The organism is Komagataeibacter sp. NFXK3 (assembly GCF_054182245.1).
The window spans coordinates 149,712-162,372 of sequence record NZ_JAPIVJ010000005.1; the positions used below are offsets into that span (position 1 = coordinate 149,712).

A 12,661-nucleotide genomic window follows, 5' to 3' on the forward strand; every position below is an offset into this window, starting at 1 on the left:
TTCTGGACGGTTTTTCAGGCCACTGTGGGGGATTTTGTGGGGACCCCTTCAAAAATCTGCTCCGCCTGGAACTGGACCCGCTCCTGCTCTTCCACGGTCAGGAAGCCCAGATAGTTCTGTTCGGTCACCTTCACGGAACTGTGTCCAAGGTGGCGGGACAGGCGATAGATATTCCCACCCTCTTTCAGCCAGCGCACCGCGAAGGCATGCCTCAGGTCATGCACCCCGAAGCGCCGGAACAGCGGGTTGTCACGCTGGATGCGCCGCATGATCTGGGCATGGTTGGATGAGAAATTGGCGAACGGCTTGCCCGTGGTGCCGCTCGTGTAGAGAAAGCCCGTGGCTGCCCCCTGCTCCAGCGCCTGGGTGGCATTGCCGCCGGGCGTATGCCAGCTGATGGTGCGTGGCCTGCTGGTCTTGGTTTTGGTCAGCAGGATCTGGCGCTTGGAACTGTCCACCTGCCAGCGCTCGAGCATTACCGCCTCGTTCATCCGCATGCCGGTCTCGGCCAGCAGGGTCAGGATGCCCGCGATGCCGGGTGGGGCCGCATCGATGGCAGTCTGGATTTCCCGGCGCGTGGGCGGGCGCTTTGGCTCGCGCCGCTCGCGGATGATCGTGCGGTCAAAGGCCTGGACCGGGTTGTCGGTGCGCCAGCCGATCGAGCAGCAGAAGCTCAGCAGGCGCGAGAGCGCGGTCAGGTCGCGCTGGATGGAGGCGTTGGAAATCTGCTTCCCCTCCCCGTGCAGCCTGACCGAGCCGATGCGCTTGGCCAGGCGTTTTTCCGGTATGCAGGCCCTGAACATCGGCGCCATCACGCTGTTTGAATCGTCCCAGACCGGCAAGGCCGTGCAGCAGATGCGCGCCAACACGGCACCCTTCGATGCGCAGGCCTTTGACCACGGCGTAAAGCGCACCCGCAACATGCTCATCCCGGTGGAGATTGGCGATAATAATGCCGCCATCGCCCGCCAGCGCGTGCAGTGGGAGATCAACCGGCGATATGGCCGCGCCTACCCGATCTCAGTGACATGCGATAGCTGGCGCGATGACGCAGGCAACTTGGTTGCCGAACACGCTCGCGCCCGTCTCCTATCTGGGGGGCGTGCGGCAGTTCGACCTGCTGATCGGCGAACTGGTCCTGCGGCAGGTCATCGGCGAAGGCACGCATGCCGATGTCACGCTGATGGACCCGGCCGCCTATGCGGTTGAACCGATCATCAACCCGCTGATGCAGAGCGCCTTTTTCCAGGCGCTGGCATCGGGTCAGAACCAGTCAGGCTAAGGACGTCATATGCCATTTCTCCCTCGCATTGCCCGGGGCGTGATGATGCTGATCGGCATCGGGCGGCAGACCGCCGATACGGATGAGACGCCCGCCACGCCAACCGTGCAGGCTACGCTGGCCATGGGCGAGATCCACAGCGACATGCCGCTCATGCAGCACGCAGGCTTCGCCTGCCGCCCGCTGGCGGATTCCGATCATGTCATCGTCTTCATCGGTGGCAACCGCCAGCGCGGCGTATCCATCGCCAGCAATGACCAGAACAGCAGGCCAAGAGACCTGCAGCCCGGCGAGACGTGCATCTACAGCCCCGCCACCGGCAGCCGGATCTGGCTCAAGGAGGATGGCTCCATCGCCATCGTTCCCGCCAACGGCAAGACAGCCCTGACCGGCGACCTGACGGCCACCGGCACCATCACCGGCAATAAGGTCGTGGCGCAGGGCATCAAGCTTTCCACACACCCGCATGGCGGCGTCACGCCGGGCAGCGGCAAGTCCGGTGCGCCCGAGGCCAGCTAGGCCGCAGAATACAGGCTTTCTCCATGGATATCGCAATCACCTGGAACGTCCGCGAAGCCCGCGGCGACTGGCCCATCGTGTCCGGTGACCTCGCACTCGACAACCCGCTGCGCTCGGCCGTGATGGTCTCGCTGTTCACAGACCGCGTGGCCCCCGAGCAGCCCTCATCGGCCGACACGGCGGCAGGCATCCAGTCGCCCGGCGGCGCGCCCGGCACGGCTGCAGCCGACCGGCGCGGCTGGTGGGGCGATGCCTTTGCCGACCTGCCCATCGGCTCGCGCCTGTGGCAGCTCAGGCGCGCGGTGAAGGTGGGCACGCGGGCCATCCCGCGCGAGATCGAGAGCATCTGCACCGAGGCCCTGCAATGGCTGGTCGATGATGGCGTGGTGCGCTCGATCGCGGTCAGCGCGTGGTGGAGCCCCACCATCCCCACCATGGCCGAGTTCTCCGTCACCCTCACCCAGCCGGGCAACAGCACGCCCCAGACATTCACCTTCTCATGGGCCTGGGAGGGCCTGACCTGATATGGCCTATCCACGCCCCACCCTGTCGCAGCTGCGCCAGCAGGCCCTGCAGGATGTCGTCAGCGGTGGCATCCCCGGCGTCGTGGCCGTGCTGCGATTCTCCGTGCTGTATGTGCTGGCCATGGTGCTGGCCGGGCTGGCGTGGCTGCATTACGGCTATATCGACTGGGTTTCCCTGCAATCCGTGCCGTGGACGGCCACGGATGAATATCTGGCCGCATGGGGCGCGCTCAAGGGCGTGTACCGCAAGGGGGCCACGGCGGCGACCGGCACGGCCACCTTCCCGGCTACCGGCACCAGCCCCATTCCCGTAGGCACGCAGTTAGCACTCCAGGGCGGCGTGCTGGCCACGGCCTCGGCCGAGAGTGTTACGGCCGATGGCGAGACCGTGGTCAGCTGGACCGCCAGCAGCACCGGCAGTGCTGGCGTCACGCTGGGTACCATCGCCACCCTGTCCAGCCCGGTGCCCGGCATCCAGACCAGCGGCACGGTCACGGGAGTAACGGTCAGCGGGGCCGACATCGAGGATGAGGACGATTTCCGCACCCGCGTGATGGAGGCATTCCAGGCGCAGGGGGAGGACGGCAAGCAGGCGGATTACGTGGACTGGGCCGAGGCCGTGACCGGCGTCACCCGTGCGTGGTGCGTGGGCAACGGCTTCGGTGCGGGCACGGTGGTGGTCTACATCATGCTCGATGAGGCCAACGCCGCCACGGGCGGTTTCCCGGTCGGCACCGATGGCACGGCGGCAGGCGATCCCCGCTACACCACGGCCACGGGCGACCAGCTGGCCGTAGCCAACGCGATTCAGGCCGAGCGCCCCGTCACTGCGCTGGTCATTGTCTGCGCGTCCATCGCCCAGCCGGTGGACTTCGTCATCACCGACCTCGGCACGGGCGACACCACGGCCAACCATGCCGCCATCAAGACCGCGCTGGCCGACATGTTCCGGCGCAAATCCGCTCCCGGCGGCACCATCAACCCCAATGACTGGCAGGAGGCCATCGCCGCCATCGGGCTGGACAGCTTCGAGGTCAAAAGCCCGACCGATCCCGTGGTGGGCGCCAACCCGGGCAGCATGCCGGTGCTGGGCACGGTCAGCGGCGCGGATGGTGTGGCATGGTAGCGCCCCTCTTTTCCACGTCGGATTTCCGCACGGCCCTGCTCAACCTGCTGCCACGCGGGCGCATCTGGTCGCGTGAGCCTGATGGCATGCCGTACCAGATCGCAGGCGTGTGGGCACCGACCTTCCAGCGCAGCGGGCAGTCGGCCGGCGGCCTGATCGCCGATGCCTTCCCCTCGACTACGGCCAACCTGCTGCCGGAATGGGAAGCCACCCTCGGCCTGCCCGATCCCTGCGCGGGCGAGAGCCCCACGGTGGAGCTACGGCGCGCGCAGGTGGTGGCCCGGCTGACCGATAATGGCGGGGCGTCCGTCGCCTACTTCATCGCGTTTGCCAAAACCCTCGGGTTTGACATCACCATCACCGAGTTCGCGCCCAGCCGCTTTGGCCGCAAGTTCGGCACGCCGTTTGGCGGCGATGCCTGGGCGCATACGTGGCAGGTCAACGCCCCGCAGTTCACGGTCACGCCCCTGCGCTTCGGCAACGCCTTTGGCGAGCCCTTCGCCACCTGGGGCAGCACCGTCCTGCAATGCGAGCTGACCGCGCGCAAACCCGCCCACACCATCCTGATCTTCAACTACAGCGAAGGATAACCGATGGACCTCATCATCGGCACCGGCACGGTCGCCGAGGCCAGCCGCGACACGATGCCCGCCACCGGCACGCCCGGCTGGGCCACGGATGGCAACCCGGCGGCCACCATCCCCGCCACCGACTTCCCGGCCGCGCACTACAACATGCTCATGGCCGAGGTCATCCAGCCCATCCTCGATGCAGGCCTGACGCTGGACCCCGCCAACTGGGGGCAGCTCTCGGCCGCCATCAAGGCGCTGGCCAAACAGGCCGCGAGCGGCGCCGTGCTCGGCTCCCCCGGCGTGCTGGCCACGGGTGATGTGGCGGGTAGCGTGCTCTACTATTCCGCCGCCAAGGCAGCGCCCGCGTTTACCTATGGCAGCACGACCGTATGGCTGGCCACCACTGCGGCCGTCTCCGCAGCTATTTCGGGATATCTGCCGCTGGGTGGCGGCAACGTGACCGGAAATATGGACTGGGGCAGCAAAACCGCTGCGAGCACGGTCACGCACCGCTTCTGGTCGGCAGGGGCACCCACCACGGGTAACGCCACGCCTGACGCCACCCTGACCGCGACCGGTGGCACGCCGGGCACCGCGAACGCGGGCACGCTGGCGCTCAAAACCGGCACGCTCGACCTGTCCGGCGTCAAGTCCACGCTGGTTCCAGATGCTGCCGCTGCCCAAAACCCGGTCCCTCTCGGTCAGTTGCAGGCAAATTACGAAACATCATCCGTCTCAACCACAACGGATGCAGCGGGTAATGAGGTCTATATCTGGCGCATGGGCCCGATGCTGTTCCAGTCATTTGTAGTATCTGTGAAGGATGCTGGAACATTTACGTATCCGCAGGCATTTTTGAATGTTCCAAATCTATTTTATGCGCCCGACCATATAGATGCGGTGAATGGAAACCCTGACGCTTCAGTTATTGTGAATGATTATTATGGAAAGCGAACAGAAACAAGTGCATCCATTGATTTTAGATACCTAAACACTACTAGCAATGATGGCATAACCACACCGATAGTTATCAGAGTGTATGCAGTAGGGATGGCATAAACATGAGCGCAGACATTCAGAAAAATTATCCCGCTCGATATTATGCCGCATACGACGCAACCGCCGCCCAGCCTACGCCCGTCACCGGTTGGTATGATGTGTGGAGCATGAACGATGTGACCGCTGTTCCGGCCGCTTCTGCCATGATCGCGCTGACAGAAGCGCAATGGGCTGCCCGCTTACCCACGGGTCAGGGCGTGCAGGCCGGAGCGATTGTGTCTTACACGCCGCCTGCTGTTGTGGTGCCGCTCAAAACGCAGGCGCAGAACGCCCTGACCGCAGCAGCATCATCCACATGGCAGGCATACGGCATGTACGGAGAGACAACGCCTGCCGATGTCGTGACCTATCTCAAGGCCCTGCAGGCCATTGCCAACGGCACGGACACAACCAGCACGGCACTGCCTGCGGCTCCGGCTGACCTGAACGGGGCGACCGCCTCAACCACGACAGCCACGACCTGACCCGCCCGCACAACCCGCGCCTGCCACGCCGCCCATCCGGGCGGTTTTTTTATGAGAAAATGAATGAGTGAAACAGCACCCCTGACGCAAGGCGGCCCGGTGGCGCCGATGCGCTGCGCCACGGTGGAGGATCTGGCCCGCGTGCGTGAGCGGCTGGCCAAGGTCGAGGGCGGCCACGACAACCTGCGCGACGGGCTGAATACCCTGTCTGTCCAGTTCTCTGACCTGCGGCGCGACCTGACAAAATCAATGGCCGATACCGGCGCCCAGACCCGGCGCGAGATCATGGAGCGCGTGGACGACATGACCGACACGGCCACCGAGCGCAATAACGAGATATCGGGCAGGCTGGCCCGCATCGAAGGCGGCCTGAAACTGACCTCGTGGGTGACCATGACCTTCATCGTGCTGGCCACCGGCCTGCTGGGCTGGGGGCAGATTGGCGATGCCGCATGGTCGTTCTGCAAGCGCGCGTTCGGGTATGGGTCGTGATAACCGCACCGCCCGGCCTGCTGGCCGACCTCAAGGCCCGTGTCATTGCGCCCACGCTCGCCTTCATCGGCCTCGGTGGCCCGGCGGCGATCAACCTGCTGGCGGGCATCGCCCTGGCTGAAACGGGTTGCCGCGTGCTGGTGCAGGAAGGCGACGGCCCGGCGCTGGGGCTGTGGCAGATGGAGCCGTTCACGCATGACGACATCTGGGCCACCTTCCTGCCAGCACCACGCCTGTCGTCCATCCGCGCCCGGCTGCTCGCCCTGCAGGCCGGCTGGCCCGTGGGGTCGGACCGCGCCACGCAACTGGTGGGCAACCTGCCCTATGCCTGTGCCATGGCCCGGCTGAAATGCTACCGCGCGCCCGATCCGCTGCCCGGCGCCGAGGACGCGGCGGGGCAATGCCGGTTCTGGAAAACCAATTACAACACCGCGCTGGGGGCAGGGGACGTGGACCCGCAGCACATCGTCCTGTTCCAGCAAGCCATAGAGAGCTGACGGTATCAACTCAGCATCTCTCGTAAAGATGCTCAATTGATGTCTTCAACTGCAAGATCTGCAAAAAAGTTTTCAAAATCTATCAATATGGAAATTATGGTATTGAAAAAAGAGAAAGAAAACTTATCTTGAATAATGGAGACTAAAAAAACACTAAGGATTAACAATGGAAAACAATCAACCAATAGCTGAAATCGGCCCCCAAGGATTTGCAACAAAAGCTGGATATTTAACTATCTATAACTATGATAGTTATGGGTGTTATAGAAGCAATTATGAAAATTACTTTTCTATCGGTGTTGGTCATCCGGCATACAGTACATTACAAGCTCCCCCAGAACATGAAAAGGGTAAGGTGGCGGTATGGGATGAGAAAACCCAAAAATGGTCTCTCATAGATGATTATCGCGGGCAGGAATGGTACTCTAAAAAAGACGGCTCGCCATATATTATCTCGGAGCCTGGAAAACCAGACGAAAGTCTTTATTCTAAGACACCCATTCCAGCCTCTTCTTTCCTAAAACAACAAGCACAAGGAGAATTAGAATGGTGTGCCATCCAGTTTGGTATAGCAAAAATGTTAGATGAAAAATTTACTCCTAATATGAGTAAATATATAAATATAATTTCTGATATATATAAAGGGATAGATAAAAAAACTGCCGTATTACCAAAAAGACCAACAGATATTTTTGATAATTAATATTAAATTATTTTTTATATGTAAACCGCCCTTATGGGCGGTTTTTTATGTTTATAGGACTAATTTTTTATTGTAGTTTATGTAAATATTATAAATAAAACAATTTTCTATATCATTATTTGATATAAAAAATATCATAATTAATGAATTAATTCATGTTATTATCACGTTATACTACTATAGATCTCGATCATTATTATTCCTAAAGCATTGCCTTCGGTCTATTCCAAAAAAACTATAGAGGCCTGACATGGACCCGTTCTCCCTCCTGCAGGATGTGCTGTCGATGCTCCCGGCCCAGTATGCCGGGAATGTCGTGGTGATCCTGTCGTTCCTGATCTCGACCTGCGCCCTGATCGCGCGGTTCTGGCGGCCGCCTGACCCCACCTCGAAATGGGTGTTGGTCTGGACCATCGTCACCGCCATCGCCCAGGCGCGCGGGTGGAACCTGCCCGCCTACCAGCCGGGCAGGAAGGCCGCGATGGTCCCGGCCAAGGTGCCCCGGCAGGAAGTCGAGCAGCGCCTCGATGTGCCGCCCGGCTCCACGCGCCCCGGCAAGCCACCGGCACGCGCCTCCCCGCCTGCCTGACGGGCGCAGCCCCGGCCCCGTGGTTGGATGGCCGATAAGGGCCGGGACTGCGCGGGCACGATACGCAACCTGAGCGCGACTTCGTGCAACAAAATACAACCTAAAGTAACCGCCCGTGAGGCGGTTTTTTATTGGGAGAGATCACCCATGGCTGACGCAACCACCACCATCCCTGCCCTCGAGACCCTGATCGAGACCGCGCTGGGCAAGCGCGACACGGCTACGGCACAGGCCGACATCCAGCTGACAGGCACCCTGCTGCAAACGCTGGTGCCGGTGATCGTGGCCCGCGCCGCGCCCAACCTCGACCTGGCTGGCATCGATGCCGCCGTGACGAAGATTCTCACCGGCATCACCGACCTGAAAACGGCGATCGAGACCAAGCCTGCCACGGCAAGCGCGACCCCGGCCGCAACACCTGCCCCGGAAAAGGTCGAGGCTCCGCGCCCGGTCGTGCCCGGCCAGCCGCTGCGCTGAGCGGCGGGCCTGAACGGTCGCAGAATTTAAGGAAGACAGCCCCGGTGCCAGGTGGATGGCCGATGCACTCCGGGGCTGCACTTCTCATCATATGCAACTTTAGGGCGAAAGTATGTCCTGAATTGCAACCCAAAGTAACCGCCCCGCAGCCGGGCGGTTTTTGAACGGGAGTCCTCCATGCATAACCCCACCCGCCGCGCCTTCCTGCGCGGCTCGTCCGCCCTGGTCGCAGGCGCAGCCCTGACAGCCTGCACGATTACGAAAAACGGTGAGGTCACTACCCTCACGCTCAACGTGGCGGCCATCAAGGATTATGGGCAGGCAGGCCTCAATGCCGTCTCGACCATTCTCAGCATCGCAGCCCTCGCCAGCGCCATTGGCGCGCCGACCGTTGCGATCATCAATGCGGGTGATACCGCCCTGGGTGCTGCCCTGAACGCCTTTTCCAATGCCGCCGGATCCACGCTGACCATCACCTACGATGACACGAACTGGAAAAGCCGGGTGGACAGCGTGCTCTCCGCCCTCGGCACGGTCGAAAGCGACCTGAGCGCTGCCATCACCGGCGTCGAGACGAAGGTCGCCAGCACCGACCTCTCCAACGCCAATACCGCCCTGAACGCGCTAGCCACCATCGTGTCGGCCTTCAAGGCCCTGCTGGACAGCGTGGCCGTGCGCCGCCCCGTCGGGCTTATGGCCAGCGCCACACCTGCCCCCTCGCAGGCACAGGTGCAGCAGGCGCTCAGGGTGCTGGGGGTGACGGCATGACGCGCACCGGCATCTTCGCCCTCTGGGCTGCCAGCACCATTGGCGGCGTGCTGGCGGGTTTCATCCTGCTGGCCTATCTGGCGAGCAACTCACGATGACGCCCTTCATGGAGGGCGTCATCTCCGGTGCGGGCGGCGTTGTCGTCCTCATCGGGTTGCTGGTCACGATTCCGATCAAGTTGCATGCATTTTATGTGGCAGCGCAGTTGCGGGATCGTGGGTTGGGGTAACGGTCCAACTGTGCCCCTATGGCAACTTTGGGGGATTTCGGACTGTCCAGTTATGAACTGCAAATGCAATAAGCAGTCACTTGCCTTTGCAAAAAGATGGTGGGCGCTTAAGCGCTGTGCTGATGTGCCTTACACTTGTTAGGCCTTTGCTTTTGATCCGGAGGGCTTGTTGTCTCGCCTAGCATCGATCAAAACAACATCTTTATTCCCTTCCAAGCCCAATTTCTTAAGAATAGTTTTTACCCTCCGAAATTCGGCTTCCGTGAAGTAGAGAATGGCTTTGATAGCCTGCTCTGCATCACTTGCTGCCTGATAAATTTCTGCCTGTTTGGCTAGGTTCTGCTCTAGTTTAGTATTTTTAGCGAGCTTCATTTCAATAAGGGTCTTTTCCCGGCTTCGGCTAGCCTTAAAATCGACAGGACCACGACCATCGTTTACTTCGGCACTAATATCGGACGGTGTGCCAAACCAAACTAATCGATACAGGACATGCAAGTCCTTCTCGCGCCCAATCGGTACCCCCTTGTCATCGTAGAAGAAGCGTTGCCCACCCTTATTCTCGATCACATCCTTCAAATAGGCTAAGCGAGCATGAGCTTCTTCATAGGTATTTTTCCCGATCTTATAAAACTCTGTTTGCGCAACCAGAATAGCTTGAAGATGCTGCAATTGCTTTATGAACATATATTCGATCGCGAAAACCCTCTCCTCGCTCAAATTATTTGCTTGCTCTCCCTGCATCTCCTTCAAGCGAATGAAATAGTCGATGATATGCGGAAACTTTTGTATAGTCGCAAGCGCTGCGGCGGAGCGGTCCTTCTGCGTCGGCTTTGGTTCCCTCGGCTCCCGCCAGCGCCGCCGTTCCTGCCTCGTCGGAGAGGGAGCGACAGGCTTAACTCTACGACGTAGTTCTTCTTCAAAGTATCCGAAGACAGCCGCTCTGATCTGTGGATCAGGGATAGCTTCGGGTATCTCTTCAAATTGGCCAATTAAGTCTTTGCGATTAATCCAGTTTTCATCGCGGGTGAGCATATCTCTAGGGCCTGTTAGGCCTTGAATGACAGAACGGATTGCATAGCTGTTTATGATGAGCATGATGCAGTCTGTCTTTTCTGATGCCGCCTGGTCTGTCTGGGAGCCGTTGATCGAAGAAGTCCGTCCGAAGGGGAAGACCCCACCGAAAAACCTTCGACGGACGATCTCCGCGATTTTCTGGCGCCATCAGAACGGCGCGAAGTGGCGCGCCCTGCCATCTGAGTTTGGTCCCTGGTGGATTGCCGCACAGTTGTTCATTCGCTGGTCGAAGCTTGGGGTGTGGCAGCGTCTCTTTGAAAAGGTAAGAGGCACTGACCCGGAATTGGGCATGGTCTTTCTCGATGGCACGACGATCCGTGCTCATCACAAGGCGGCCGGGGCCGCCAAAAAAGGGGATACGGTGAACGCCGCAGAGATCGTGAGGCGCTTGGCCGCTCACGTGGAGGCTTTGGCACCAAGGTCTGCGTAGCGGCAGATGGACATGGCAAAGCATTGTCCTTCACACTGTCGCCCGGACAGGCACATGAACTGCCATCCGCTTATGCCCTGCTCGACGACCTGCCACACCCACCGACCTATGTTGTTTGTGATCGCGGATATGCTTCGCATAAATTCCGTGAATATCTCTGGGACCGGGGATCTCGTCCTGTCATTCCGCCAAGGAAGAATGATCCAGAAGTCGCCTGTCCCAGATGGGCTTACAGACACCGGCATCTGGTCGAAAATCTGTGGGCAAGGCTCAAGGAATGGCGGGCTGTCGCGACCCGATATGAGAAAACCGCGGCATCCTTCCTCTCCGTCATCCTCATCGCGGCTACAGCAGAATATATCAAGGCCTAACAGGCCCTAGGAGTCAAAATGATATAGTCACCGTTGATCGTAGGCAGTTTATATCGCTTCCTTGCCCAACTCTGGGTCTCGTAATGAAATACAGCTCGATCCACCCACACCTCTTTTATGGCATCTGCGGGAAGATGGGTGGCGGCAAATGCCTCAGTATATCGGCAGAGAAAGTCTTTAATTAGATTAGTGGTAAAATCGCTTATATTGTCGCGACCCACTCCATCCGCCACAAGGCATACTTTCTCGATATGGCTACTTTCGGTTATTTTTTCTTCACCAAAATTCGAGAATATGACATGCAGATTGGCATGCAAATTCCTGGCAAAGTCTATGCCTAAACCAGCACCACTGTTCCCGCTCACAGAAAATCCTAGCCAGTTTTGCTTGACTTCTGGAAAACAGTACCAATTTTGCAGTTGGCCTTCGCTTACACTTCCCGCTGCCGCACGATCCCTCAGAAACACAAGGTATTGAATAATCTTCTCGTGAAGTTCGACATATTCAGATTTTTCACTATGGAAAAGTAAAAATGGATCAATGAACAATGGCAGGTCATTGATAACCGATACGTTTAACGCCCCGTATTCTTCAAATACGTTCTCATTAATGCCAAAATGGTCGCTCAGAAACGTGGACATTTACTATTCTCCTGAATAAACATACAATATATTTTAGTATACCAAAGCTTTAGGGCCTGTTAGGCCTTGATATATTCTGCTGTAGCCGCGATGAGGATGACGGAGAGGAAGGATGCCGCGGTTTTCTCATATCGGGTCGCGACAGCCCGCCATTCCTTGAGCCTTGCCCACAGATTTTCGACCAGATGCCGGTGTCTGTAAGCCCATCTGGGACAGGCGACTTCTGGATCATTCTTCCTTGGCGGAATGACAGGACGAGATCCCCGGTCCCAGAGATATTCACGGAATTTATGCGAAGCATATCCGCGATCACAAACAACATAGGTCGGTGGGTGTGGCAGGTCGTCGAGCAGGGCATAAGCGGATGGCAGTTCATGTGCCTGTCCGGGCGACAGTGTGAAGGACAATGCTTTGCCATGTCCATCTGCCGCTACGCAGACCTTGGTGCCAAAGCCTCCACGTGAGCGGCCAAGCGCCTCACGATCTCTGCGGCGTTCACCGTATCCCCTTTTTTGGCGGCCCCGGCCGCCTTGTGATGAGCACGGATCGTCGTGCCATCGAGAAAGACCATGCCCAATTCCGGGTCAGTGCCTCTTACCTTTTCAAAGAGACGCTGCCACACCCCAAGCTTCGACCAGCGAATGAACAACTGTGCGGCAATCCACCAGGGACCAAACTCAGATGGCAGGGCGCGCCACTTCGCGCCGTTCTGATGGCGCCAGAAAATCGCGGAGATCGTCCGTCGAAGGTTTTTCGGTGGGGTCTTCCCCTTCGGACGGACTTCTTCGATCAACGGCTCCCAGACAGACCAGGCGGCATCAGAAAAGACAGACTGCATCATGCT

19 protein-coding genes are annotated in these 12,661 nt (G+C 59.1%); 15 read left to right on the forward strand and 4 right to left on the reverse strand.

The window, feature by feature from the left end:
- Positions 1 to 14 precede the first annotated feature (14 nt).
- A complete protein-coding gene (locus OQZ28_RS07530) occupies positions 15 to 812 on the reverse strand; it encodes a tyrosine-type recombinase/integrase (RefSeq protein ID WP_458135759.1) in 798 nt (265 codons plus the stop codon).
- 251 nt (positions 813 to 1,063) lie between these two features.
- Between OQZ28_RS07530 and OQZ28_RS07535 the strand changes: the two genes are divergently transcribed.
- The 14 genes from OQZ28_RS07535 to OQZ28_RS07600 all read left to right on the forward strand — a co-directional run bounded on the left by OQZ28_RS07535 (position 1,064) and on the right by OQZ28_RS07600 (position 9,301).
- On the forward strand, positions 1,064 to 1,282 hold the full coding sequence (locus OQZ28_RS07535) for a hypothetical protein (protein ID WP_458135674.1): 219 nt from the start codon (positions 1,064 to 1,066) through the stop codon (positions 1,280 to 1,282).
- A gap of 9 nt (positions 1,283 to 1,291) precedes the next feature.
- Positions 1,292 to 1,801, forward strand: a complete 510-nt coding sequence (locus OQZ28_RS07540; RefSeq protein WP_458135675.1) for a phage baseplate assembly protein domain-containing protein — start codon at positions 1,292 to 1,294, stop codon at positions 1,799 to 1,801.
- A 23-nt stretch (positions 1,802 to 1,824) separates the two neighbouring features.
- Positions 1,825 to 2,325 (forward strand): phage GP46 family protein, encoded by a 501-nt coding sequence (locus OQZ28_RS07545; RefSeq protein WP_458135676.1) that lies wholly within the window; start codon positions 1,825 to 1,827, stop codon positions 2,323 to 2,325.
- A 1-nt stretch (position 2,326) separates the two neighbouring features.
- Entirely contained in the window at positions 2,327 to 3,451 is a 1,125-nt protein-coding gene (locus OQZ28_RS07550) for a baseplate J/gp47 family protein (protein ID WP_458135677.1), read from the forward strand.
- Entirely contained in the window at positions 3,445 to 4,041 is a 597-nt protein-coding gene (locus OQZ28_RS07555; RefSeq protein WP_458135678.1) for a YmfQ family protein, read from the forward strand. Before OQZ28_RS07550 ends, OQZ28_RS07555 begins: the two co-directional genes overlap by 7 nt.
- Positions 4,042 to 4,044: 3 nt before the next feature.
- On the forward strand, positions 4,045 to 5,082 hold the full coding sequence (locus OQZ28_RS07560) for a hypothetical protein (protein WP_458135679.1): 1,038 nt from the start codon (positions 4,045 to 4,047) through the stop codon (positions 5,080 to 5,082).
- Positions 5,083 to 5,084: 2 nt separating this feature from the next.
- Entirely contained in the window at positions 5,085 to 5,546 is a 462-nt protein-coding gene (locus tag OQZ28_RS07565) for a hypothetical protein (protein ID WP_458135680.1), read from the forward strand.
- Positions 5,547 to 5,609: 63 nt separating this feature from the next.
- Positions 5,610 to 6,038: a hypothetical protein gene (locus OQZ28_RS07570; protein ID WP_458135681.1), complete on the forward strand. Its 429-nt coding sequence runs from the start codon at positions 5,610 to 5,612 to the stop codon at positions 6,036 to 6,038.
- Positions 6,038 to 6,535: a hypothetical protein gene (locus OQZ28_RS07575; RefSeq protein WP_458135760.1), complete on the forward strand. Its 498-nt coding sequence runs from the start codon at positions 6,038 to 6,040 to the stop codon at positions 6,533 to 6,535. Before OQZ28_RS07570 ends, OQZ28_RS07575 begins: the two co-directional genes overlap by 1 nt.
- A 166-nt stretch (positions 6,536 to 6,701) precedes the next feature.
- The gene (locus tag OQZ28_RS07580; protein ID WP_458135682.1) at positions 6,702 to 7,238 is read left to right on the forward strand and encodes a hypothetical protein; all 537 of its coding nucleotides are present in this window, start codon (positions 6,702 to 6,704) and stop codon (positions 7,236 to 7,238) included.
- A gap of 250 nt (positions 7,239 to 7,488) precedes the next feature.
- Entirely contained in the window at positions 7,489 to 7,827 is a 339-nt protein-coding gene (locus OQZ28_RS07585; RefSeq protein WP_458135683.1) for a hypothetical protein, read from the forward strand.
- Between the two features lie 147 nt (positions 7,828 to 7,974).
- On the forward strand, positions 7,975 to 8,304 hold the full coding sequence (locus tag OQZ28_RS07590; protein WP_458135684.1) for a hypothetical protein: 330 nt from the start codon (positions 7,975 to 7,977) through the stop codon (positions 8,302 to 8,304).
- A 177-nt stretch (positions 8,305 to 8,481) separates the two neighbouring features.
- On the forward strand, positions 8,482 to 9,072 hold the full coding sequence (locus OQZ28_RS07595; RefSeq protein ID WP_458135685.1) for a hypothetical protein: 591 nt from the start codon (positions 8,482 to 8,484) through the stop codon (positions 9,070 to 9,072).
- Positions 9,073 to 9,166: 94 nt separating this feature from the next.
- On the forward strand, positions 9,167 to 9,301 hold the full coding sequence (locus OQZ28_RS07600) for a hypothetical protein (RefSeq protein WP_458135686.1): 135 nt from the start codon (positions 9,167 to 9,169) through the stop codon (positions 9,299 to 9,301).
- Between the two features lie 138 nt (positions 9,302 to 9,439).
- Here the strand turns inward: OQZ28_RS07600 and OQZ28_RS07605 are convergent, their stop codons facing one another.
- Positions 9,440 to 10,396: a hypothetical protein gene (locus tag OQZ28_RS07605; RefSeq protein WP_458135687.1), complete on the reverse strand. Its 957-nt coding sequence runs from the start codon at positions 10,394 to 10,396 to the stop codon at positions 9,440 to 9,442.
- 1 nt (position 10,397) lies between these two features.
- Between OQZ28_RS07605 and OQZ28_RS07610 the strand changes: the two genes are divergently transcribed.
- Positions 10,398 to 11,176, forward strand: a protein-coding gene (locus tag OQZ28_RS07610) for an IS5 family transposase (RefSeq protein WP_458135429.1) whose coding sequence is annotated in 2 segments (ribosomal slippage) — positions 10,398 to 10,740 and positions 10,740 to 11,176 — 780 coding nt in all. Because the reading frame shifts where the segments join, the coding sequence is not laid out codon by codon here.
- On the opposite strand, the gene OQZ28_RS07615 is transcribed toward OQZ28_RS07610, so the two are convergent.
- Both OQZ28_RS07615 and OQZ28_RS07620 read right to left on the reverse strand, forming a co-directional pair.
- The gene (locus OQZ28_RS07615; RefSeq protein ID WP_458135688.1) at positions 11,173 to 11,817 is read right to left on the reverse strand and encodes a hypothetical protein; all 645 of its coding nucleotides are present in this window, start codon (positions 11,815 to 11,817) and stop codon (positions 11,173 to 11,175) included. The genes OQZ28_RS07610 and OQZ28_RS07615 overlap by 4 nt on opposite strands.
- Before the next feature lie 59 nt (positions 11,818 to 11,876).
- A protein-coding gene (locus OQZ28_RS07620) for an IS5 family transposase (protein ID WP_458135429.1) occupies positions 11,877 to 12,655 on the reverse strand; the annotation gives its coding sequence in 2 pieces (ribosomal slippage) (positions 11,877 to 12,313 and positions 12,313 to 12,655; 780 coding nt in all).
- Between the last annotated feature and the right edge of the window lie 6 nt (positions 12,656 to 12,661).

Bases quoted from the DNA above. Each gene is read 5' to 3' on its own strand.
- OQZ28_RS07530 (WP_458135759.1), bottom strand. From the start codon at position 812: ATGGCGCCGATGTTCAGGGCCTGCATACCGGAAAAACGCCTGGCCAAG.
- OQZ28_RS07540 (WP_458135675.1), top strand. From the start codon at position 1,292: ATGCCATTTCTCCCTCGCATTGCCCGGGGCGTGATGATGCTGATCGGC.
- OQZ28_RS07545 (WP_458135676.1), top strand. From the start codon at position 1,825: ATGGATATCGCAATCACCTGGAACGTCCGCGAAGCCCGCGGCGACTGG.
- OQZ28_RS07550 (WP_458135677.1), top strand. From the start codon at position 2,327: ATGGCCTATCCACGCCCCACCCTGTCGCAGCTGCGCCAGCAGGCCCTG.
- OQZ28_RS07555 (WP_458135678.1), top strand. From the start codon at position 3,445: ATGGTAGCGCCCCTCTTTTCCACGTCGGATTTCCGCACGGCCCTGCTC.
- OQZ28_RS07560 (WP_458135679.1), top strand. From the start codon at position 4,045: ATGGACCTCATCATCGGCACCGGCACGGTCGCCGAGGCCAGCCGCGAC.
- OQZ28_RS07565 (WP_458135680.1), top strand. From the start codon at position 5,085: ATGAGCGCAGACATTCAGAAAAATTATCCCGCTCGATATTATGCCGCA.
- OQZ28_RS07570 (WP_458135681.1), top strand. From the start codon at position 5,610: ATGAGTGAAACAGCACCCCTGACGCAAGGCGGCCCGGTGGCGCCGATG.
- OQZ28_RS07580 (WP_458135682.1), top strand. From the start codon at position 6,702: ATGGAAAACAATCAACCAATAGCTGAAATCGGCCCCCAAGGATTTGCA.
- OQZ28_RS07585 (WP_458135683.1), top strand. From the start codon at position 7,489: ATGGACCCGTTCTCCCTCCTGCAGGATGTGCTGTCGATGCTCCCGGCC.
- OQZ28_RS07590 (WP_458135684.1), top strand. From the start codon at position 7,975: ATGGCTGACGCAACCACCACCATCCCTGCCCTCGAGACCCTGATCGAG.
- OQZ28_RS07595 (WP_458135685.1), top strand. From the start codon at position 8,482: ATGCATAACCCCACCCGCCGCGCCTTCCTGCGCGGCTCGTCCGCCCTG.
- OQZ28_RS07600 (WP_458135686.1), top strand. From the start codon at position 9,167: ATGACGCCCTTCATGGAGGGCGTCATCTCCGGTGCGGGCGGCGTTGTC.
- OQZ28_RS07605 (WP_458135687.1), bottom strand. From the start codon at position 10,396: ATGCTCATCATAAACAGCTATGCAATCCGTTCTGTCATTCAAGGCCTA.
- OQZ28_RS07615 (WP_458135688.1), bottom strand. From the start codon at position 11,817: ATGTCCACGTTTCTGAGCGACCATTTTGGCATTAATGAGAACGTATTT.